Source organism: Pseudomonas kielensis (assembly GCF_030505375.1).
Taxonomy (GTDB): Bacteria; Pseudomonadota; Gammaproteobacteria; order Pseudomonadales; family Pseudomonadaceae; genus Aquipseudomonas; species Aquipseudomonas kielensis.
The window spans coordinates 677072-698792 of record NZ_CP130043.1 but is presented as its reverse complement, the minus strand read 5'-3'; the positions used below and the strand labels follow the sequence as shown (position 1 = coordinate 698792).

The window sequence follows — 21721 nt, the reverse complement described above, 5'->3', positions numbered from 1 at the left end:
GCCTTGTGCACTGTTTTTTAAGGTTTGAACCATGCGCGTTCTGATTGCCGAACACGACCACGCTGTGTATGCACAACTCCTGGGTCAGCTGGCGCCCGAGCTGCAGGTCATGACCAGCGGCGACTCCGCCGAGCTGGCCAGCCTGGCGGCCGATTGCCCGGTGTGGCTGGGGCAGCCCGACCTGCTGGCGACCCTGTTGCGCCAAGGCCATAAGCCCCAGTGGCTGCAGTCGACCTGGGCCGGCATCACGCCGCTGCTGGTCGAAGGACTGCCACGGCATTATCGCCTGACGCGCGCCGTGGGGATTTTTGGCCAGGTGATGGCCGAGTACGTCCTGACCTACATGCTCGGGCATGAGCGCGAAGTGTTGCCGCGCCTGGTCAGCCAGGTCGAGCGCAAGTGGGACAGCCGCCAGGGCCAGAGCCTGGTAGGGCGCAAGGTGCTGATCGTCGGCACCGGGGACATCGGCCAGAGCGTTGCCGAGTTCCTCAAGCCCTTTGGTGTGCAGTTGTACGGCATCGCCAGCACGCCCCGTGAGCAGGCGCCGTTCATCGAAGTGGCCGGGTTGCAGGACCTCGGGCGCCTGGTGGGTGAAGTCGACTACGTGGTCAACCTGCTGCCCAACACCCCGAGCACCCATGATCTGTACGACGCCGCGCTGTTCAAGCAGTTCAAGCCAACGGGCCTGCTGATCAACGCCGGGCGCGGTGTGGCGGTGGTCGATGCCGACCTGGTGGAGGCCTTGAAAGAAGGGCACCTGGCCGGCGCGGTCATCGATGTCTGCCGCCAGGAACCGCTGCCCCAGCGCCACCCATTCTGGACCGCCTGGGGCCTGCTCTTGACCGGCCACAGCTCGGCACCGACTTCACCGGTGCTGATGGCACAACTGTTTCTCGACAACATGCGCGCCTTTCAGACCGGCCAAGCGCTGCGCGGCGAAGTGGATTTCAACCGCGGCTATTGAGACAACCCCAGTAACCCCAACCCCCACTGTGGGTGTGCGCAGCACCAGGCGAACACCCAGAATCACTGTAGGCGCTCGCTCCCACACGGGTTTTGTGGGTATGTGGGGGATTAGCACCCCCCCGGAATGACTGTGCTTACAGGGTGAAATCACCCTCGGCTGCCAGTTCGCTCAGCGGCCGGCGTGGGCTTGGGACTTCCCGGGCTTGCAGGTATTCGGCCAGGGTGGCCTTGTCGCCCAGCTTGCCGATCGCCACGGCGGCATGCAGTGCGTAGCCTTCTGGAATATTCAGTTCCTTGCGAGTCAGCTCCTGATCGAAGCCGGCCATGCCGTGGGTGTGCCAGCCGCTGATGGACGCTTGCAGGGCCAGGTGGCCCCAGGCCGAGCCGGTGTCGAAGGTGTGCCACAAGGCCGGGGTTTCGGCATCGGCACCTGGCGCGGTAAAGGTGGTTTTCGAGATCACGATGACCAGCGCCGAAGCGTGCTGGGCCCAACCCCGGTTGAACTCATTCAGCAGGCCAAGGAAACGCTCCCAGTTCGGCGTGTCCCGGCGGGCGTATAGAAACCGCCAGGGTTGCGAGTTGTAGGCCGAGGGCGCCCAGCGTGCCGCTTCAAAGAAACTCAGCAGGGTGGATTCCGGGATGGCTTCACCGGTAAACGCCCGTGGCGACCAGCGCTCGGTGAACTGTGGGTGGATGGCATATTCGGCAACGCGGGGGTTGGCGCTCATGAAAGAGATTCCTGGCAAGGTCGATGAGGGAGCACAGCAACAAAAACCGGGGGCGCACAGTTGGCTGGGCAGTGGAGTTTTTGCGACCTGCAAAACTACTGCGCCCCGGGAAAACTGACAAGCACTGGCGTACCGGCAGTCGCCAGCGCTTGGCCCGCGGGGGCTGGGGCACTAGACTGGCGGCCTTTTCTACCGCTGATGCAGATGCTCGAACCATGGCCGCCAAAGTTGAACCGTTCTGGATACGCAAGACCCTCGCCCAACTCGACCAGCAGGAGTGGGAGTCGTTGTGCGATGGCTGTGGCCTGTGCTGCCTGCAAAAGCTTGAGGATGAAGACGACAACAGCGTCTATTACACGCGGATCGCCTGCAAATTGCTGGACCTCAAGACCTGTCAGTGCACCGACTACCCGAACCGCCGCGAATCGGTGCCAGACTGCATCCAGCTGACGCCGGGCAAGGCCGATGAGTTCAAGTGGTTGCCGCCTACCTGCGGTTATCGCCTGGTCAGTGAAGGCAAGGACTTGCCGCTCTGGCATCACCTGGTGTGCGGCGATCGCGACGCGGTGCACCATGAGCGAATCTCCCAGTCCGGGCGCATGCTCGCCGAGGGCAGTGTGGCCGAGGATGATTGGGAAGATCATCTGATTTTCCGCGCAGGTTAAGCGCCGCGCGTTGTCCAAGTGAATCACGAAGGAGTGTGTATGGCTGTGCGCTTGCCATTGGCATTGTCGCTGCTGGTGCTGAGTTCATCGGTGTGGGCGGCCAAGAAGGTCGATCTGGACTACCACGTGCGCCTGTTACCGCAAAGCGACCAGGCCGAAGTGCGCCTGACCCTGGCCCAGGGCTCGGCGGTGCGCAGCCTGGATTTCGATCTGGCGGACGGCAGCCGATACAGCGATTTCAAGGCCGACGGCCAGTGGCAACTGACCCCGGGCAAAGCTGTGCGCGGGGTCTGGCGACCTTCGGCCGACAAAGCCAGCCTGACCTACCGAGTGCGTATCAGCCAGGCGCGCAAGAACACCACCTTCGAGACTCGCATGACGCCGAGCTGGGCCTTGATGCGCGGTGATGACCTGGTGCCGGCAGCGCGCCTGGATCAACAGGATGGCATCGAGCTGGTGTCGCGCCTGGCGTTCGAATTGCCGGCGGGCTGGAAAAGCATCGAGACGGCCTGGCCGCGCATCGGCAAGAACCGCTTTCGCATCGACAACGTTTCCCGACTGTTTGACCGGCCCACCGGCTGGATGCTCGCCGGCAACCTGGGAACGCGCCGGACCCGCCTGGGCGAGACCCAAGTCACGGTTGCCTCGCCACGCGGGCAGGGCATGCGCCGCATGGACGTGCTGACCCTGCTGACGTTCGTCTGGCCGCAGGTACAGGCGCTGTACCCTCGGCACCCGGGCAAGCTGCTGATCGTCGGCGCCACCGACCCGATGTGGCGCGGCAGCACCGCCGGGCACGAGTCAATCTACCTGCACAGCCGTCTGCCGTTGATCAGCGAAAGCGGCAACAGTCCGTTGCTGCGTGAGCTGGCGCAGATGTTTGCGCGGATCAGCGACGAAGAGCGCAGTGACTGGATCAGCGAAGGATTTGCCGAGTACTACGCCATCGAACTGCTGCGCCGGGCTGGCGGCATGAGTGATGAGCGCTATCAGATGCTGGGAAACAACCTGGCCAAGGCCGGCCATGGGGTCAGCAGCCTGCGGGGCGAACAGGCCAACCCGGCCCAGGTGGCCAGGGCGGTATTGCTGATGCAGGAGTTGGATCGCGAGATTCGCCTGAAAACCCGCAACAAGCGCTCACTCGACGACATGCTCCGCGGCGCCATGCACCTGGAGCGGGTCAGCACCCAGGAGTTCGTGGCACTGGCCGAAAGCATCATCGGCGAGCCCTCGAAGGTCCTGGGGAGCGAGTTGTTGCACTAGCGCATGGGTCGCGGGGTTCTACGCCCCGGCCTTGGGTGACTTCAACGAGTCGTTAGCGGTCGCGGTGTGGGTCGCGGCCTCGGCATTGGCCTTGAGGGTTTTCAGGTCTTCACCGGCCCGTTCGATTTTCGCGCGGACGTTGTCCAGGTCCTGGCGGCTTTTTTCCAGGAAGCTTTTTGCCGAGCTATGGCCGGTGATGCCCCGCGCCAGGGCGACGCCACCGAGCGCCACCTGGATCAGGCCGAACACGCCGCCACGGCGCAGGCCCTTGCCCACCATTACCACGCCACCCGCCAGCGAGCCGATACGCTCCCAGCCTTGCACATTTTGGGTCGGCTGGGTCTGGAAGGGAGTGGAGTTGATACGTTCTACGCGTTTGAGTTCGTTCATCATCTGTCTCCTCAAGGGGCAATGGATACAAAACTGACTGCGCCAGGGCTCGAGTCGTTCCGTCGGGCGTGGGGCCGATCAGCGGAATTTTGGTCCGGAGCGGGTATTCAGGCCCTTGGCCATGCGGTCGTACAGCACCACGTTGACGGTGGCAGCCAGGTTCATGCAGCCGGTGGTGGGAATGTAGACCACGTCTTCGCACCAGTCGCGGATCTCTTTGTCCAGCGACCCGTCTTCGGGGCCGAAGATGTACAGCGCGCGGTCCGGGTGGGTGTACTCGGGCAGCGAGCGGGCGCCTTCCACCAGTTCGACCGCAACCGGGACGCAGCCCAGCGGGAGGATTTTTTTCAGGTCGTCGATGCCGATCAGCGGAATGTCGTAGTGCACGCGCTTGGTGTCGGTGACGAAGTCGGCGGCGCGTTCATAGCGCTTGCCGGTGTAGAACACCGACGCCACGCCATAACAGCCAGCGGCGCGCATCACCGAGCCAACGTTCTCCGGTGATTTGGGGTTATACAAACCAATGCAGCTGTACCGTTTGTCTGCCACGAGCGGGGTGCCTTCGGGAAAAAGAGGGCGATTATACGGGGAATGGGGGAGGGTGTCTGATTTGCGGATTGCTGGTGTTTGCGGCATCACCATCGCGAGCAGACGGAGCGCTGCTCGCGATGAAGCAACCTTTTCAATCGTCTTTTTTCATCAACCCAGCCAGCGCGGCAAACGGGTTGTGGGTCGCCTTGGCGATTTTCGGGGTGCTCAGGGAGCCTTCGCTGAAGTACTGCTGGTCGGTGTAGCGCGAGTGTTCGTTGTCGTGGCAATACAGGCACAACAGCTCCCAGTTGGAACCGTCCTGCGGGTTGTTGTCGTGGTTGTGGTCGCGGTGGTGCACGGTCAGCTCGCTCAGGCGCTTGCCAGAGAACTCGCGGGTGCAGCGCCCGCAGACGTGCGGATACATCTTGAGGGCCTTGTCGCGGTAACCCATTTCCTTGTCGCGCTGGTTGTCAGCGAGGATTCGGTCCAGTTTCGAGGTGTTGGTTGGGGTGGACGAACTCATGGGTTCACCTTTGTAGAAGACGAATGACGGTTATCAGCAGAGTTTAGCTCAGCCCTTGAGCTTCTCGGCAATCCAGATGGTGTGGCGGGTGCCCTTGTTGCCATGGGCGAACACCTGCACCTCTTCGGCCTTGAAGCCGGCTTTTTTCAGTTTGTCGGAAAACTGCCGGTCGGCACTGGCCGACCACACGGCCAGCACGCCCTTGGGGCGCAGGGCCTTGGCGCAGGCGGCCAGGCCACCGGCGGAGTACAGCCAGCTGTTGGCTTTCTGGGTCAGGCCTTCGGGGCCGTTGTCGACGTCGAGCATGATCGCGTCGAAGCCCTGGGGTTCGGCCTGCAGGACCTTGGCCACGTCTTCCATGCGGATCACTGTGCGCGGGTCCAGTAGCGGCTTGCCGGCTTTCTCGCCCAGCGGGCCACGGTTCCACTCCACCACCCCCGGCACCAGCTCGGCGACCACCACTTGCGCACTCTTGCCCAGGTGCTTGAGCGCCGAGGCGAGGGTGAAGCCCATGCCCAGGCCGCCGATCAGCACACGTGAGTTCGGTCGACCGGCGACTTTGCGGCAGGGAATCTCTGCCAGGGCATCTTCAGAGCCGTGCATGCGGGTGTTCATCAGTTGCCCGCCATCGCCGCCCTGGATCTTGATGACGAAATCTTCGCCGTACTCGAACAGGCACAGGGCTCCGCCGTTTTCGGGGATTGGGGTGGTGTCGAGCAGAACGAAACGTTTCATGGGAATCTCATTGGGAAAACTGGCATTGATCAGGGCATTCTTGCGCGGTTGGGAGTAGCCTTGAAGCATCAAGCAAGGGCAATGGAGCCATTGATGAAGCGCACCATTCTAACGGTCATTGTGCTGGCCGCGCTCTCGATTAGTGCGGGTCACGCGCAAGAGTTGCAGGCAATCCCGGTCACACCTTCGGCGGCTCCCGGCTCACCCGGCACCGCAACCCCCACGCCCTACCCACAGATCACCCCCACGCCAGTGCCCAAGGCCGGCAGTGGCAGCAGCCGTGAGCTACTGCTGCCGCCTATCGAAAAGCCCAATCCACCCAAGGACCAGACCTTGCCGGGGCTGGAACCAACCCCGGCAAAGAGCAAGACCCCGGGCGGTTGAAACGCCGATAGGGCGTCTCAGGCGATCCCCAATACCTTGAACACAAAGGCGTATTCCAGGGCCACGTCGCGCAGGCCCTGGTAGCGCCCGCTCATGCCGCCGTGCCCGGCACCCAGTTCGGTCTTGAGCAGCAACAGGTTGTCGTCGGTCTTGGTCACCCGCAGTTTCGCTACCCACTTGGCCGCTTCCCAATACTGCACGCGGCTGTCGTTGTAGCCGGCGATCACCAGGGTCGCCGGGTAGGCTTGCGCGCGGACGTTTTCGTAAGGGGCGTAGGCCTTGATCCGTGCATGGACCTCGGGCTCCTGCGGGTTGCCCCACTCGTCGTATTCGGTGACGGTCAGCGGCAGGTCCGGGTCGAGCATGGTGTTGAGCACGTCGACAAAGGGCACTTCGGCAATGGCCGCGGCGAACAGCTCCGGGCGCTGGTTGAGCACCGCGCCGATCAGCAGGCCGCCGGCGCTGCCACCGCTGATCGCCAGTTGCGCCGCGCTGGTGAAACCGTGGGCGATCAGGTGTTCGGCGCAGGCGATGAAGTCATCGAAGCTGTTCTGCTTGTGTTCCTGCTTGCCGGCGCGGTACCAGGCCTCGCCCAGCTCACCGCCGCCGCGCACATGGGCGATGGCAAAGGCCACGCCACGGTCGAGCAGGCTCAGGCGCGCATGGGAGAACCACGGGTCGAGGCTTTCACCGTAGGCACCGTAGCCATAGAGGTAGAGCGGGGTCGGCTGACCGAGCATCTCCCGCTTGACCACCAGACTGATCGGCACCTGGGTGCCATCCGGGGCCGTCGCCCACAGGCGCTGGCTGACGTAGGCGTCGGCATCGAATGGGCCGAGCACCGGGGTTTCCTTGAGGACTTGCTGCGCGCCGCTGGCCAGTTCCAGCTGCCGGACCTGGGCCGGACGATTCAGCGCTTCATAACGCAGGCGGATTCTGTCGCTGACAAACTCCAGGCTGTTCTGCACATACAGGCTGTAGGCCGCGTCCGGCAGTTGCACGCGATACGTCGGCAGGCCCTGTGGGTGCACCTCGATTATCGGCAAGCCGCCGATCCGCAGGCTCAGGGTCATGGCGCTGGCATTCAGGCTCAGGCCTTCGAACATCACCTCGTCACTGTGGGGGATCAGGTTCTGCCACTGGGACTCGCTCGGCACCCGCCCGGTGTCCGGGGCCTGGTACAGGGCGAAGTTGATGCCATCGCGGTTGGTGCGGATCAGCCAGCTCCATTGGCCGTCGAGCAGGCCATGGTCGACGTCGTATTCATGGTCTTCGACCCGCGGCGCCAGGCAGCTGAAGGCTTGCTGCGGCTGGGAGGCGTCGAGTGCCCAGACTTCACTGGTGGTCTTGCTGCCCAGCGACAGCAGCAACTGGCGCTCGGAGCTGGCGCGGTAGCAGTGCAGGAAAAAACGCCCGTCCGGCTCATGGAACACTTCTTCGGCGGCGGTGCCGTCCAGGCGGTAGCGGTACAGCTTGTGCGGGCGATGGGTGTCGTCGAGCTCGGCGAAAAACAGCGTCAGGCTGTCGTTGGCCCAGGTCATGCTGCCGTCGCAGTCCTCGAACGCAAGCTCGCTGACCTTGCCGCTGGCCAGTTCCTTGACGAACAGGGTGTAAACCTCCTCGCCCGTGGTGTCCAGGCTGTAGGCCAGGCGCTGGTGGTCGGGGCTGATGCTGAAGGCGCCCAGGGAGAAAAAGCCGCCATTGGCCAGCACGTTGGGGTCCAGCAGCAACTCTTCGGCGCTTTCATCTACCTGCAGGCCGTCATCGGCCGGGCGCGGGCAGCGGTAATGCCGGGCGTACTCGTCACCGGCGGTGGTGCGGGTGTAGTACAGGTACGGACCCCAAGGGGAGGGCAGCGACAGGTCGGTTTCCAGAATCCGTCCCTTGATTTCGTTGAACAGGTTTTCCCGCAGCTCAGCCTGGTCGGCCAGCATGGCCTCCTGGTAGGCGTTTTCGGCCTTGAGGTAGTCGAGCACGGGCGCCGTGTCCCGTTCCTGCAGCCAGGCGTATGGGTCATTCCCGTCGGCCTTGTGGGCAATCGGGGCGCTGCTGGCGTGGGCGGATTGGGGCATGGGCGGTTCTCGACGAGTGTGCAAAAAGGGCTTCACGGACAGCGTTGCAGCCTGATCAGTGAAAAGCCGTTATCATAAGCGCCTCTTTGCCTGCCATGCCATGGACACCATGACCGAGAACGACTATCTGATCGCTTGGGGCCTTTACGCCTTTGCCGCTTTGGGCTGCCTGTTGGTGTGGATGCGCATGACCCGCTGGATGTGGCGCTACCTGCGTGAGCCGCTGCGCCTGATCGTGGCGGTGCTGCTGTTCAGCCCGACCATCATCGACCCGGTAAAGGAAAAATTCGCCCCGGCCATCGCCATTACCGCCCTGGACCTGCTGTTCAAGGTCGGCAACAACGCCTGGCGCGCGATCTCCGACCTGTTCATGTACGGCATCATCGCCCTCGGGTTGTACCTGGTGTTCGTGCTGATCCGCCTGCCGATCGAACGTGCCGCCAAGGCGCGCAAGCAGCAGTCCGCTGCCGCCCAGGCCGCGGCCCAGGCGGCTGATCCCGATGACGACCAACCCTTCGGCGGGGCGGGTGATGATCGTTATGGTCGCCCCCCTGTGCCGAGCAACCCCCAGCGTTCGCGAGTCGAACCCCGTCTCTGACAGCCCTGCATTGAAGCGAGAGTCCCGGCATGTGTGAGTTATTGGGCATGAGCGCCAATGTCCCGACCGATATCGTGTTCAGCTTCACCGGGCTGATGCAGCGCGGCGGGCGCACCGGTCCGCACCGCGATGGCTGGGGCATCGCCTTTTACGAAGGCCGTGGCCTGCGTCTGTTCCAGGACCCGGCGGCGAGTTGTGATTCGCAGGTCGCGCAACTGGTGCAGCGTTATCCGATCAAGAGCGAAGTGGTGATCGGCCATATCCGCCAGGCCAACGTCGGCAAGGTCTGCCTGTCCAACACCCACCCGTTCGTGCGTGAGTTGTGGGGGCGCAACTGGTGTTTTGCCCATAACGGCCAGCTCGCCGAGTTCCAGCCGACGGCCAGTTTTTATCGGCCGGTGGGCGATACCGACAGCGAAGCGGCGTTCTGCGATTTGCTCAACCGCGTGCGCGAGGCCTTCCCCGAGCCGGTGGAGGTCGAGCAGTTGCTGCCCAGCCTGGTGGCCGCTTGCGCCGAGTACCGCAGCAAGGGCGTGTTCAACTGCCTGCTGAGCGACGGTGACTGGCTGTTCTGCTATTGCTCCACCAAGCTGGCACAGATCACCCGCCGCGCCCCTTTTGGCCCGGCGCGCCTGAAGGACGTGGACGTGATCGTCGACTTCCAGGCCGAGACCACCCCCAATGATGTGGTGACCGTGATCGCCACCGAACCGTTGACCGAAAACGAAACCTGGACCCGCTACGAACCGGGCCAATGGAGCCTGTGGCGGCGCGGCGAATGCGTCAGCCACGGCCAGACCGAATAGGGATCCGCCGCTATGTTGCTCAGTTATGTGCGTCTGGTGTTGTTTGCCATCGGCCTGTTGGTGGGCGTCCAGGTGCCAGGTTTCATCAATGATTACGCCAAGCGGGTCGAAGCCCACCTGATCGAGTCGCAGACCGGCCTGCAGGGGTTCCAGAACACTGCCGAGCAGTTCTTCAAGGGTGACCTGCAAGCGCTGGTGGCCCACTACCGCGCCAGCGAAGACCCGATCTTTCGCAGCGACGCCGACAGCCTGAACACCTTGCTCACCCGCCAGGTGGCGTTGGACAAGCAATTCCAGGCCATGCAAGGCCCGTGGTACATCCGCGTCCTGCAAGTGGCGCTGGCGGCCGACCCGGACATTCGCAAGGAAACCTGGAACGGCTACAGCTACCAGATCCTGCTGACCCCCGAAGCCATGGCCTGGGGCCTGGGCGGGGCGATGTTGCTGTCGTTCGGCCTGGAATGCCTGTTCCGCCTGATCGACTGGGTGGTGCTGGGCGGCAAGCGCCTGCGCCAGAGCCGGCCGATCGAAGAGCGGGATTTGCGCGGGCTGTAATGCCGAAGTCAAACCGATCGCCCGCGCAGGAAACCGTTCCTGTGCGGGCGAAGGTTTACCAGTCGAGCGAGTAGCTCATGCTGAACGTACGGCCTTCGGCGTTGGCATAGGGGGCCTTGGCGTTGGACTGGGCGAACAGGTTCTGGTAGTTACGATCGGTCAGGTTGAACACCCCACCTTCAAGCCGGCCGACCGGCAGTTCCACGGAGCCGAGCAGGTCCACCAGGGTGTAGCCATTGATGTCGCGTCCGTTGTCATCCTTGAGGGCCGCGTCGTAGCTGGCCAACTGCATGCCTTGCAGGCGTAGTGTGTAATCGTCCTCGGTATAACCGACGAACAGGGTGGTTTTTGCTGGTGAGATACGCGTGGCTGGCAGGTCGATCCATTTGCCGTTCTGCTGAGTCTCGCCCTTGGCCCAGGCATAAGTGCCCCCCACCGACCAGCGATCGGTTGCGCGATAGGTCAGGCTGTTTTCGATGCCGCGAACCCGTTCCTTCTGATCGATCAGGCGCAACACGCGCTCATTGGCATCGTAGAACTGGGTCACGTCCGAGGTGTTTTCATACACAGTGACATCGGCTTGCCATTGGTCCCAGTCGCCACGCCAGCCCAGCTCGTAGCTGTCGACCTTGATGGCTTGGGCGTCGAGGGTCTGGATGTTAAAGGAGCTGTTCACATCACGCAGGAAGCGCTGGATGTCCGGCAGTGAAAACCCCTGGCTGTAGTTGACGAAAACATCCTGGTTCTCGCTCAGGTGATAGACCGCCCCCAGGTTGTACAGGGTGGCGTCGTATTTAAGGGTTTCGCCGGGCAGGGTCGCATAATTGCCGGTCTGGACGATCTCCCCATAAGCGATGCTGTCGGAGACGTCGCTTTCGATCCATTCACGGCGAATACCGCCGCGCACTGTCCAGTCGGCGATGTCCCAGGACATTTGCCCGTAGATGGCCTTGGTGGTGGTCTCGGTATCCGGGCCCAGTTCGAAGGTGGTGCCGGTCTTGGTGTAGTCCAGGCCCTTGACGCTGTACTGGTCGCCTCGTTGAGTGGAGCGCTCGTTATCGTAGTCGGCCCCCCAGACCAGGTTGCCCGTGGCACTGCCGATGGCTGGTAGCGGTGTGTCGATGGCCGCGCGCAGGCCATAGACATTCTGCACGCTATTGTTGTCGGAGATGCCCGCGAAGCCTCGCGACACGTCAGGGAAAAACAGCGCGTCGGCGCGGCGCCAGTAGCTTTCCAGTTGCAGGCCCTGACCGTGGAAGTCCTTGTCGGTGTAATTGAGGTTGACCGCCTGGTTATGGGTATAGGGTTGATCGTCGAGGCGCAGCCCTTTGATTGCGACGGCTTCTTGCTTGTTTTTCGGGTCCTTGGTGTAGCCGGTGTCCTGTTCGTCCTTGTAGTCCTGCAGCGACAGGCTGACTTTCTTGTTCTCGTCCAGCTCGTAACCGAAACGACCTTGCAGGTCATAGGTCTCGGTGTCCATGCTGCTGCCCTGGGAGGTGTCCTGAGGGATACGGTGACCGTTGCCGTCAAACTGATCGTTGCGTTGCGTCAGGTCGGCGGACACATACCAGTCCAGGGCATCCTTGCGCCCGGTGGCACTCTGGAAGGCCTCGTAGGCGAAGCCTTTGCGGTTGAAGTTGTTGCCTGTGGTCATGCCCAGTTTGCTGCTGTAGGCCGCTTCCTGGCCCTGGTTACGCTTGGTGATGATGTTGATGATGCCGCCTGAAGCGCCGGCACCGTAGACACTGCTGGCACCGGAGACCACTTCGATGCGTTCGATGCTGGCTGGGGAGATGCTGTTGAGCTGGCGGAAATTGTCGCGCGTGGCGTTCTGCGACACACCGTCGATCAATACCAGCACGCTGCGCCCGCGCAGGGTCTGGCCGTAGTTGCTCATCCCGCCGGTAGACGGTGCAAGGCCGGGAACCAATTGCCCAAGAATGTCGGAGACCCGACGACCCGCGCCGCTCTGCTCACGGATTTGCTGTTCGTCGATCACCTGGACCGAGCCCGGGATCGAGGCAATGCTCGCTTCACTGCGGGTCGCGGAAACGACCGTGGCCTGGATGTTCAGGGCGTCGGACTGCTGTTCGGTGTCATCGGCCCAGCTGTAGGCACTGAAGCCACCGAGCAATGGAATCAACAGGGAGAGTTTGGTTCGGGTCATGAGGTCGTCTTTTTCTAGTTTTGATTAGCGTGGGTAGATAAAGGTGTGGGAGCGGGTGTCACGGTGAATGCCCGCACCCAACGGATTCCGAGGGCCGCCAGTGCGTAGGTCAGGGCCACCAGCCAGAAGCTGTGGGCCAGGCCGATCACACCCATGCCGACTCCGCCGAGCACAGTGCCGAGCAAGGCACCGGCCTTGGCCGCGCTGTTGCCCAGGCCGAGGGCAAAACCCTGCTGGCTGGCGCACACGGTATTGGCGATCAATGCATAGGCAACGGGAAGCAGGGCGCCTTGCCAGATGCCCCAGACCAGCCGGCTGGCGAGAAACCCCAGCCATTCGTTGGCCAGTGCCGTGGCGGCCAGCGTCAGGGCACACAGCCAGGCGACACCCTCGATGACGCGCAAGGTGTAGGCCGGTTGCCAGCGGTCGAACAAACGTCCCCACAGCGGTGCGGAAATCGCCAGGGTCGCGGCACTCGCGGCGTAGGTGGCGCCGATCAGCCAGCCCGGAGCGTGCAGGATGTTGGCGACGTACAGGGCGTAGAACGGCTGCGGGATCATCTTCGCGGCCTGGATCAACACGATCACCAACAAGATTGCATTCAGCCAGCCTTTGGGCAGGGCCACTGGCGCGGCGTTTTTTTTCGGTGAGGCCCGCGCCCTGTCGGCCGGCAGGAAAAAACTGCCCAGCGCGCATAACAGGCAAATCGCCGTTGCGCCGTAACAGAGCAAGGCGAAGCCCGAGATGTCCATCAGCCAGCCGCCCAGTACCGGGCCGATCAGCGAGCCGACGGCGGTCGCCGATTGCAGGCGGGCCAGGGTATGGCCCCGCCGGGAACTGTCGCAGCAGGCCAGGGCATAGGCTTGGGCCGCTGCGAGGAAACCGGCCAGCGCGCCTTGCATCACGCGAATGGCCACCAGCAGCCAGGGATCATTGGTGATCGCCGCGAGCCCTTGGCAGAGCGCCAGCGCCAGCAGCGCACGAATGATCATCGGCTTGTGTCCGGTGCGGTCGCCCAGGCGACCCCACACAGGCGTCAGGAGCATGGCCGCGAGCATCGGGCCGGCATAGACCAGTGCCGATAGCATCGCGGTGTAGCCGGCACCCTCTGGCCCAAGCAGATGCTGGATCTGCAAGGGCCAGAACGGGCCGCTCATTTCCATGGCGCCCATGGAGACAAACTGGATGACGATCAGCAGTCGCAATGCGCGCCCGTCAGCGAGCATCGGCGCTGGCTCGCAGTGGGTTGCCGAGGCGTCCGACAATGTCGGCATGACTGTCGAGCAAGCGCATGCGCATGAACGACTTTGCCGGCCAGTCTTGCTCCAGCAAGGCCTGGCGTTCGCTTTCCCAGCGTGCCGGCTCGACGCGCTCGCGCACGCTGTCAAAACACTGTGCAACCTGCGTTGCCAGGCGATCCCAAAGGATGTCTTGCGGCACACTCCAGTGGCGGGCACAGAGCAATGTCAGCTCGCCCAAGTGGCACATGAACGTGGTGTGCAGGAGTTTGTCGCGGACAAAACCCGTGTCGTCGTACAGGGTCATTTTCGGATCGTGCAACTGGATATCCAGGCCCTGTGCATGCAGGGTTTTACGGTCGATGCGAATGTCACCAAAGTCACGCAGCAACAGGCGATTCAACTGACCGTCAGCACCCATGACCATGAAGCTGTTTTGCTGGTGCGCTTCGAACGCCACGCCATACATCAGGTAGATGCCCAGCAGCGCCGGCACGGCAATCGACAGGTAATCATCGAAGAACGCCAGCATGGCCTCGCTGTCATCACGACCCTGAGCCAGTTGGACCCAATCGCGCAGTAGCGGTTGTTCGAATTCGTTGACGGCGAACAGGCTGCCGACCGGTACCGCCAACTCGCCTGCTTGCAGCAACGTCAGAGGGTTGCCGCGGTACAACACGCCGGCATGCCGGGAGCGATCCTCGTCTACCGGTTGTGCGGCGTAGTGCACGCCGATGCGCTCCGGCACGATGTTCAGCAGGCGCTGAATCTGTGGCTCCTGGTCGAGAATCTGCAGCATCAACTGGCTGATGCGCGGGCCCATCCGGGCCGAGCGTGGTGACACCGTGCGTTGCACGCTGGTCAGGCGCAATGCCACGGGCAGCTTGACCATCGGCGCAACACGGCTGGCCTGGGGTAAAACCGTGCGCAAGGACATGGTTGGGTGACCGGTGAAGGCGACGATGTCAGTGATGATCAGCAGGTTGTCCGCGATCTCGTTGGCGAACGAATGTGGCAGTTCCTCATGGGCTTGCCAGGGGTGCGATGGCAGCGGTAGGTAGTCCGCTGCGTCCAGGCCCCGCTGGTGCAAGTGGCGCTGCAATTGTTCGGCGGCCTGGGGGAAGTGGCCCTGCCACCAGTCCCAGTAATCTGCGGTGCCGGCCAGTGCTTCGACGTGGGCGTACTGGCGGTGCAGGGCACACAACACGATCGGAAAACTCGCTTCGAACTCGGGCGAGAACGCGATGACCTGAGCGGCACTCAAGCCCAGCTTGGTCTTGTAGTTCGGGTGCCATGGATGGCCGAGCGTGCCCCACTGTTCCAGCAGCGATGTCGGGTTCGGGTGCCCGGGACTGGCGTGGAGCCAAGCCAGCAGGTTGTTGTCGTACTCGGCGCCGATTTGCTCCCTCAGGCGCTCGGTCCAGCCATGGTGGAACGCCAGGCACAGTGTGTCGTTGCTGAAGCTGTCATCCAGCTCCAGTGCCAGACGTTCCAGGACCTGTGCAGAAGCCGGTGGGTTGAGCAACGTGCTGAGGTGCTCGAGCAGCTCGCTGGGCAACTGGATCTTGTGCGGTTGGCGGTCGGGGGTGTGCAGGACGATGCTGCCACGTACATCCCAACTGTTCATCCGCGTGCCGCAGAGGTGATCGAAGTGGAGTTGCGCTCCGTCGCCAAGTGTTAGCCAGCAGTGGTTGTTGCCGTCGAACGTGCAAGCGTCGGGGGTAATCAGGCCTTCGCGAAACAGCGCCTGGATCAGGCGCTGGAAACTGCGTTGGGCCGCGGGAGCCAGGGCATTGCATAAATGATCGAGGGTGATGCGGTGGGACTGGAACGCCTCGGTGCTGAGGGCTTCGCTCCAGCGAGAGAGCAACTGCTGTTGTTTTTGCGTATAGGCGCGCATCAGGCCCTGTTCCTTGAGGCTGAGGTTGACTGAAAGCGCGCTGAGAATACCAATTAAAAAGACTAATGCAAATGATATGGATTGCTATTTGAGTGCCTGTTCGTTCAGACCCTGTCCAACGGTTTGCTCAGCACCATGTACTGCTCGCCTACTTGCTGTGCATAGCGCTCCACCACGTGCTGGCACAAGGTCACGATTTCTTCGACCCATTCGGCCCCCACTCGCCACGACACCACCACCTGCAGGTTGGGTGGGCGCTGGTCGATGGCCAGCAGGGTCAACTCGCCGCGCGCCAGTTCTTCGCTCACCAGCACCGGCGGCAGGGCGCCAATGCCGAAGCCGTCACGCAGCAGGCGGGTGATCGCCGACACCGAGTTCACGCAGTTCAGGCGCGGCGCGAGCACACCGTTGGCCTGCATCAGGCTGAGCACTTCCTGGTGCGGGTGGGAGTTTTTCGAGTAGGTGATGATCCGTTCGCGGGCCAGTTCGGCGAGGCTCGCGTACTCGCGGTTGTAGATCGAGTTGCTGGCGACGATCCAGCCGATCGGGTGGCTGGCCAGCTCCAGGCTGCGCACGCTTTCCTGGCGCAGCAGGTCGGTTTGCAGGATCAGATCGAGAAAGCCTTTTTGCAGTTGATCGCAGAGGTTGAGCGAGGTATCGGCGACCAGCTCGATTTCCAGCAACGGATAGTGATCGGTGATCTGCGCCACCAACGGGCTGAGCCAGGTGTGGATCACCGTGTCCATCACCCCGATGCGCACCCGTCCGGCCTTGCTCGAACGGGTTTCCAGGGACTGCTTGAGCGCCTGCATGGTGTCGATCATCTGCTCGGCATAGTCGAGCACTTTCAAGCCCTCGGGCGTCAGCTTCACACCCCGTGAATCGCGCAGGAACAGCTTCACCCCCAGCTCGCCTTCGAGCACGGCGATGCGGCTGGAAATCGAGGCCTGGGTGGTGAACAGCTTGTCGGCGGTGAGGCGAAAACTTTTCAGCCGGGCGACCCAGACGAAGGTTTCGAGGAACTTGAGGTTCATGAGATCAACTTTTTCTTATGTCTTGGCAGGGGTTTTATTAGTTGGACGGGCAGGGCGCCGTCGTCGAAAAATGCGCCAGAGCCCACGATATGCGTCGTAGCGGCTCAGAACAATACCAATAAAAATTACGCGGAGATTCGCCATGAGTGCGCCCGACACGACCGACGCCGTCCAGACCCCGGTCGGCAGCCGCCCCGGTCCCTTTGACTGGTATCGCAACATCAACCAGCAAGAGCGCCGGACCTTCTGGAGCTGCAAGATTGGTTATGGCCTGGATGGCATGGACACCCAGATGCTCAGCTTCGTGGTGCCGACGCTCATCGCGATGTGGGGCATCACCACGGGCGAAGCGGGCTTGATCCACACCAGCACCCTGATCGCCTCGGCCATCGGTGGCTGGGTCGCGGGGATCCTCTCCGACCGCATCGGTCGGGTGCGCACCCTGCAACTCACCGTACTGTGGTTCGCCTTCTTCACTTTCCTCTGCGGCTTCGCGCAAAACTACGAACAACTGCTGATCGCCCGGACCCTGATGGGCTTTGGTTTCGGTGGTGAATGGACCGCTGGCGCGGTGCTGATCGGCGAAGTGATTCGCGCCAAGGACCGTGGCAAGGCAGTGGGCATGGTGCAATCCGGCTGGGCCCTGGGTTGGGGCCTGACGGCGATCCTCTACGCGATTCTGTTTTCCCTGCTGCCGCCTGAAGACGCCTGGCGCGCACTGTTCCTGCTGGGCATCGTGCCCGCCGTGTTCGTGATCTTCGTCCGTCGTCTGGTCAAGGACCCGGAAATCTACCGTGAAGCCAAGGCCCGCCAGGAGCCGAGCAACCCGTCGAAGTTCTACGAGATCTTCGCCCCCGGCATGCTCAGCACCACGATTCGCGCCTCGTTGCTGACCACCGGAGCCCTCGGCGGGTACTACGCAATCACGTCCTGGTTGCCGACCTTCCTGAAGAACGAACGTGGCTTGAGCGTGCTCGGCACCGGCGGGTACCTGGCCATGGTGATTGTCGGCTCCTACGTCGGCTACGTGATCAGCGCCTACCTGACCGATATTCTGGGGCGCAAGAAAAACTTCATTCTGTTCGCGGTCGGTTCGTTCACCATTGTCCTGCTCTACACCCAGTTGCCGGTCAGCAATGGCGTGATGTTGTGGCTGGGCTTTCCCCTGGGGTTCTTTGCCTCGGGCATCTTCAGTGGCATGGGGGCCTTTCTCACCGAGCTGTTCCCGACCCGCATCCGGGGTTCGGGCCAGGGCTTTTGCTACAACGTGGGCCGTGCGCTGGCGGCGTTGTTCCCGCTGCTGATCGGCCTGCTCAGCCAGACCGTGCCGCTGAGTGTGGGGATCGGTGCGTTCGCGGCCGTGTCCTACGGTGTGGTAATCCTGGCGGCCCTGAGCCTGCCGGAAACCCGTGGCAAGCAACTTGACGCGCAGTAACTGCTAATCTGCGGGGCTGCTCGAAGCCCCGTGGTCAAAACGATAAAAATTCACAGGAGCACTGACCGTGAGCCGCCTGTTACTGAACTGCGATATCGGCGAAAGCTTTGGCAACTGGACGATGGGTCTGGATGCCGAGGTGATGCCGTTCATTGATTGCGCCAACATCGCCTGCGGTTTCCATGCCGGTGACCCCAGCATCATGCGCAAGACCGTCAGCCTGGCCCTGAGCCATGGCGTGCGGATCGGCGCCCATCCGGCCTATCAGGACCTGCAAGGGTTTGGCCGCCGGTCCATGGCCTACAGCGCCCAGGAAATCCAGGACCTGTTGCACTATCAGATCGGCGCGCTGGACGGCATCTGCCGTGCCCAGGGCGGGCGCGTGAGTTACGTCAAACCCCACGGGGCGATGTACAACGACATGATGGCCAACCCGGCGCAGTTGCGCGCAGTGATCCAGGCCGTCGCGGCCTACGACCGGCAACTGCCGCTGATGCTAATGGCCACCCGTGACAACCGCGCTGCCCAGGCGTTGGGCGATGAATACGGGGTGACGCTGTGGTTCGAAGCCTTCGCCGACCGTGCCTATGACAGCGCCGGGCACCTGGTGTCGCGGCAGTTGCCGGGGGCGGTGCATCACGATGCCGAAAAAATCATCGAGCAGGCGCTGATCATTGCCCGTGGCGGCGAATTGCTCGCCAGCGACGGCAGCCCTTTGGTGCTGCAGGCCAACACCCTGTGCGTGCACGGTGACAACGCCAGTTCGGTGGCGGCCGTGCAGCGTATCCGCGAGGCCTTGAATCAGCAGAGCCCATCATGAAGCCACGGGTTGAAGTGGTGGCGATCGATTGCCTGATGGTCCGTCTGTTCGATGAGATCGCCGAAAGCAACATGCCGTGGATGCTCGCCGCCTGCGTGCGGCTGCGGGAAAACTTTGGCGTTCACCTGATTGACCTGGTGCCGTCCTACACCACCTTGATGGTGCATTACGACCTGCTCGCCCTGAACCCGGCCCAGGCTCGGGAGCTGATTGCCCAGGCCTTGAACGGTCTGACGCCGGATGCCCAGGCCAGTGGTCAGTGTCATGTGCTGCCGGTCTGGTACCACCCCAGTGTCGGCCCGGAGCTGAGCCTGCTGGCGCAACGCAGTGGCTTGGCAGTGGATGAGGTGATCCGTCGGCACAGTGAGCGCGAGTATCAGGTGTTCGCCCTCGGGTTTGCCCCGGGTTTTGCCTTCATGGGCCTGGTGGAAGAAGTGCTGGCCGCGCCGCGTCTCAATACCCCACGCAAGCGGGTGGCGGCCGGCAGCGTCGGGATTGCCGAGCGCCAGACGGCGGCCTACCCGGTGGTGTCGCCGGGGGGCTGGAACCTGATTGGCCGCACCCCGGCCAGACTGTTCGACCGTGGGCGCGATGGCTACAGCCTGATGCAGCCGGGCGATACCGTGCGCTTCGCCGCGGTCAGCCACGCCGAGTTCGTCAACCTGGGTGGCGATGACACCCCGCTGGAGGTATCGGCATGAGCCGCTTGAGCATTGAGGCCAGCACCGCGCTGTGCCTGTTGCAGGACGCCGGGCGCTTCGGCGTGCGCCACCTGGGCGTGACCCAGGGCGGGGCGGCGGACTGGTTGTCGATGTCCTGGGCCAACAGCCTGCTGGGCAACCCGCTGGAGGCGGCGGTGATCGAGGTCACCCTCGGCGGCTTGACCCTGCAGGCCCAGGACGATTGTTGCCTGGCGCTGGCGGGTGCCGATCTCGGCGCGTTGCTGGACGGCCAGCCCCTGGCCCCGTGGCGCAGTTTTACCCTGCGCAAGGGCCAGCGCTTGCAGTTCACGCAACCGTTGCTGGGGGCCCGGGCCTATCTGGCGGCGCCCGGCGGCTTCACTGCGCCGCAGGTGTTGGGCAGTTGCGCCACCGTGGTACGCGAGGAACTGGGGGGGCTGGACGGCTTCGGTCAGCCATTGGCCAAAGGTGCGGAACTGAGTTACGCCGGGCCGGCAACGACGTTGCGCGAAGTACCGGGCGAGCAGCGCCCCGACTTCCGTCGCGCGCCTGTGCTGGATCTGGTGCTGGGGGCGCAACATGGCGAGTTCAGTGGGCAAAGCCTGTTCGATGCCTTCAACAGCACCTGGACCCTGGACACCCGCGCCGACCGCATGGGCATGCGCTTGCTGGGCCCGGCCTTGCAGTATCAGGGCCGACCGATGATCTCCGAAGGCATTCCGCTGGGAGCAGTGCAGGTGCCGCCAGACGGGCAGCCGATCGTGTTGCTCAATGACCGGCAGACCATTGGCGGTTATCCACGGTTGGGGGCGCTGACGCCACTGGCCCTGGCCCGCCTGGCGCAGTGCCTGCCGGGGCAGACAGTGCGACTGGCCCCGGTGGTGCAAGAGACCGCGCATCGCCAGCACCGGGAATTGCTGCAGCGGTTCAGGTGATCGCAGGCTTGCCCGCGATGAGGCCAGAACATTCAATATCGCGGGTGCCTGACCCCCCGCCATCGTCGGAACGGCGCCCCGGAGCAGGCTGCGATCTGTCCGGGTGTTAAACGGTCATTTGGAGAGAAACCGCATCCCTTCTTCCAGCCCACGCAAGGTCAGGGGATACATCTGGTCCTCGATCAAGTCGCGCACGATCTTGGTCGAGGAGGTATAGCCCCACGTGTCTTTCGGGTAGGGGTTGATCCAGATGAGCTTCTTGTACTTCTCCATGAAGCGCTGCATCCACACGTAGCCCGGCTCTTCGTTCCAGTGCTCGACACTGCCGCCGGCCTGGGTGATTTCATACGGCGCCATGGCGGCGTCGCCGATGAAGATCACTTTGTAGTCGGCGCCGTACTTGTGCAGCAGGTCCTGGGTCGAGGTGCGCTCGGAGGTGCGGCGCATGTTGTTCTTCCACACCGACTCATAAACGAAGTTGTGGAAGTAGTAGTACTCCAGGTGCTTGAACTCGGTCTTGCAGGCCGAGAACAGCTCCTCGCAAGTCTTCACGTGGGCGTCCATCGAGCCGCCGATGTCGAACAGCAGCAACAGCTTGACCGTGTTGCGTCGCTCCGGCCGCATCTGAATGTTCAGCAGCCCGGCATCGCGGGCGGTGTGGTCGATGGTGCCATCGATGTCCAGCTCTTCCGCGGCACCCTGGCGCGCAAATTTACGCAGCCGGCGCAGGGCGACCTTGATGTTGCGGGTGCCCAGTTCCACCGAGTCGTCGAGGTTCTTGTACTCGCGTTGATCCCAGACTTTTACCGCCTTGCCCTGGCGCTTGCCGGCATCACCGACCCGGATGCCTTCCGGGTTGAAGCCGCCGGAGCCGAACGGGCTGGTGCCACCGGTGCCGATCCATTTGTTGCCGCCGGCGTGGCGTTCCTTCTGCTCTTCAAGGCGCTTCTTGAACTCTTCGATCAGCTTGTCCAGGCCACCCAGGGACTGGATCTGCGCGCGCTCCTCATCGCTGAGGGAACGCTCGAATTCCTTGCGCAACCAGTCTTCGGGAATCAGCGCCTGAAGGTGGTCGTCGAGTTTTTCCAGGCCATTGAAGTAGGCACCGAACGCCCGGTCGAACTTGTCGAAATGCCGTTCATCCTTGACCAGGATGGCCCGCGCCAGGTAGTAGAACTCGTCCATGTCGGCGAAGGTCACGCGCTGTTTCAGCGCGTTGATCAGGTCCAGCAGTTCGCGCACCGAGACCGGAACCTTGGCCGCGCGCATTTCATTGAACAGGTTGAGCAGCATGGC

22 protein-coding genes are annotated in these 21721 nt (G+C 63.0%); 11 read left to right on the top strand and 11 right to left on the bottom strand.

Annotated features, from left to right (window positions below):
• Positions 1-31: 31 nt before the first annotated feature.
• A complete protein-coding gene (locus tag Q1W70_RS03525) occupies positions 32-964 on the top strand; it encodes a D-2-hydroxyacid dehydrogenase (protein WP_166592141.1) in 933 nt (310 codons plus the stop codon).
• Positions 965-1100: 136 nt separating this feature from the next.
• Here Q1W70_RS03525 and Q1W70_RS03520 read toward each other — a convergent pair whose 3' ends face one another.
• Positions 1101-1694, bottom strand: a complete 594-nt coding sequence (locus Q1W70_RS03520; RefSeq protein WP_166592140.1) for a nitroreductase family protein — start codon at positions 1692-1694, stop codon at positions 1101-1103.
• A gap of 215 nt (positions 1695-1909) precedes the next feature.
• On the opposite strand from Q1W70_RS03520, the gene Q1W70_RS03515 reads away from it, so the two are divergent.
• Both Q1W70_RS03515 and Q1W70_RS03510 read left to right on the top strand, forming a co-directional pair.
• Entirely contained in the window at positions 1910-2359 is a 450-nt protein-coding gene (locus tag Q1W70_RS03515) for a YcgN family cysteine cluster protein (protein WP_166592139.1), read from the top strand.
• Between the two features lie 39 nt (positions 2360-2398).
• Positions 2399-3622 carry a hypothetical protein gene (locus Q1W70_RS03510; RefSeq protein WP_166592138.1) on the top strand — a complete coding sequence of 408 codons (1224 nt, stop codon included), beginning with the start codon at positions 2399-2401 and terminating at the stop codon, positions 3620-3622.
• An 18-nt stretch (positions 3623-3640) separates the two neighbouring features.
• Here Q1W70_RS03510 and Q1W70_RS03505 read toward each other — a convergent pair whose 3' ends face one another.
• The 4 genes from Q1W70_RS03505 to Q1W70_RS03490 form a co-directional block, all read right to left on the bottom strand.
• Entirely contained in the window at positions 3641-4012 is a 372-nt protein-coding gene (locus Q1W70_RS03505; RefSeq protein ID WP_166592137.1) for a YgaP family membrane protein, read from the bottom strand.
• 78 nt (positions 4013-4090) lie between these two features.
• Positions 4091-4561, bottom strand: a complete 471-nt coding sequence (locus tag Q1W70_RS03500; RefSeq protein ID WP_095171660.1) for an RNA methyltransferase — start codon at positions 4559-4561, stop codon at positions 4091-4093.
• Positions 4562-4694: 133 nt separating this feature from the next.
• Positions 4695-5066 carry a YajD family HNH nuclease gene (locus Q1W70_RS03495; RefSeq protein ID WP_095171662.1) on the bottom strand — a complete coding sequence of 124 codons (372 nt, stop codon included), beginning with the start codon at positions 5064-5066 and terminating at the stop codon, positions 4695-4697.
• Positions 5067-5114: 48 nt separating this feature from the next.
• On the bottom strand, positions 5115-5801 hold the full coding sequence (locus tag Q1W70_RS03490) for a spermidine synthase (protein ID WP_166592136.1): 687 nt from the start codon (positions 5799-5801) through the stop codon (positions 5115-5117).
• 93 nt (positions 5802-5894) lie between these two features.
• On the opposite strand from Q1W70_RS03490, the gene Q1W70_RS03485 reads away from it, so the two are divergent.
• On the top strand, positions 5895-6185 hold the full coding sequence (locus tag Q1W70_RS03485) for a hypothetical protein (RefSeq protein WP_166592135.1): 291 nt from the start codon (positions 5895-5897) through the stop codon (positions 6183-6185).
• Positions 6186-6202: 17 nt separating this feature from the next.
• Here Q1W70_RS03485 and Q1W70_RS03480 read toward each other — a convergent pair whose 3' ends face one another.
• The gene (locus Q1W70_RS03480) at positions 6203-8257 is read right to left on the bottom strand and encodes a S9 family peptidase (protein WP_265537294.1); all 2055 of its coding nucleotides are present in this window, start codon (positions 8255-8257) and stop codon (positions 6203-6205) included.
• Between the two features lie 100 nt (positions 8258-8357).
• Here Q1W70_RS03480 and Q1W70_RS03475 point away from each other — a divergent pair, with 100 nt between their 5' ends.
• From Q1W70_RS03475 to Q1W70_RS03465, 3 genes are read left to right on the top strand one after another with little or no spacing between them, the layout of a single operon-like run.
• Positions 8358-8855, top strand: a complete 498-nt coding sequence (locus tag Q1W70_RS03475) for an MFS transporter (protein WP_166592133.1) — start codon at positions 8358-8360, stop codon at positions 8853-8855.
• Positions 8856-8884: 29 nt separating this feature from the next.
• A complete protein-coding gene (locus Q1W70_RS03470) occupies positions 8885-9661 on the top strand; it encodes a class II glutamine amidotransferase (protein ID WP_166592132.1) in 777 nt (258 codons plus the stop codon).
• A gap of 12 nt (positions 9662-9673) precedes the next feature.
• A complete protein-coding gene (locus Q1W70_RS03465; protein WP_166592131.1) occupies positions 9674-10216 on the top strand; it encodes a DUF2937 family protein in 543 nt (180 codons plus the stop codon).
• 55 nt (positions 10217-10271) lie between these two features.
• On the opposite strand, the gene Q1W70_RS03460 is transcribed toward Q1W70_RS03465, so the two are convergent.
• The 4 genes from Q1W70_RS03460 to Q1W70_RS03445 all read right to left on the bottom strand — a co-directional run bounded on the left by Q1W70_RS03460 (position 10272) and on the right by Q1W70_RS03445 (position 16555).
• A complete protein-coding gene (locus Q1W70_RS03460) occupies positions 10272-12383 on the bottom strand; it encodes a TonB-dependent receptor (RefSeq protein WP_166592130.1) in 2112 nt (703 codons plus the stop codon).
• A gap of 14 nt (positions 12384-12397) precedes the next feature.
• The gene (locus tag Q1W70_RS03455) at positions 12398-13609 is read right to left on the bottom strand and encodes an MFS transporter (protein ID WP_166592144.1); all 1212 of its coding nucleotides are present in this window, start codon (positions 13607-13609) and stop codon (positions 12398-12400) included.
• Positions 13599-15521, bottom strand: a complete 1923-nt coding sequence (locus Q1W70_RS03450; RefSeq protein WP_302098635.1) for an IucA/IucC family protein — start codon at positions 15519-15521, stop codon at positions 13599-13601. Before Q1W70_RS03450 ends, Q1W70_RS03455 begins: the two co-directional genes overlap by 11 nt.
• A gap of 104 nt (positions 15522-15625) precedes the next feature.
• Complete coding sequence (locus Q1W70_RS03445; RefSeq protein WP_166592128.1) at positions 15626-16555, bottom strand: LysR family transcriptional regulator; 930 nt, start codon at positions 16553-16555, stop codon at positions 15626-15628.
• Positions 16556-16697: 142 nt separating this feature from the next.
• Here Q1W70_RS03445 and Q1W70_RS03440 point away from each other — a divergent pair, with 142 nt between their 5' ends.
• From Q1W70_RS03440 to Q1W70_RS03425, 4 genes are all read left to right on the top strand, one after another.
• Positions 16698-17990: an MFS transporter gene (locus Q1W70_RS03440; RefSeq protein WP_166592127.1), complete on the top strand. Its 1293-nt coding sequence runs from the start codon at positions 16698-16700 to the stop codon at positions 17988-17990.
• 67 nt (positions 17991-18057) lie between these two features.
• Complete coding sequence (locus tag Q1W70_RS03435) at positions 18058-18810, top strand: 5-oxoprolinase subunit PxpA (protein ID WP_166592126.1); 753 nt, start codon at positions 18058-18060, stop codon at positions 18808-18810.
• Positions 18807-19511, top strand: coding sequence for a 5-oxoprolinase subunit PxpB (pxpB, locus tag Q1W70_RS03430; protein WP_166592125.1), 705 nt, complete (start codon positions 18807-18809; stop codon positions 19509-19511). The genes Q1W70_RS03435 and pxpB overlap by 4 nt, the downstream gene beginning before the upstream one ends.
• The gene (locus Q1W70_RS03425) at positions 19508-20425 is read left to right on the top strand and encodes a 5-oxoprolinase subunit C family protein (protein WP_185818691.1); all 918 of its coding nucleotides are present in this window, start codon (positions 19508-19510) and stop codon (positions 20423-20425) included. Before pxpB ends, Q1W70_RS03425 begins: the two co-directional genes overlap by 4 nt.
• 114 nt (positions 20426-20539) lie before the next feature.
• Here Q1W70_RS03425 and Q1W70_RS03420 read toward each other — a convergent pair whose 3' ends face one another.
• Entirely contained in the window at positions 20540-21718 is a 1179-nt protein-coding gene (locus Q1W70_RS03420) for a vWA domain-containing protein (RefSeq protein ID WP_095171681.1), read from the bottom strand.
• Between the last annotated feature and the right edge of the window lie 3 nt (positions 21719-21721).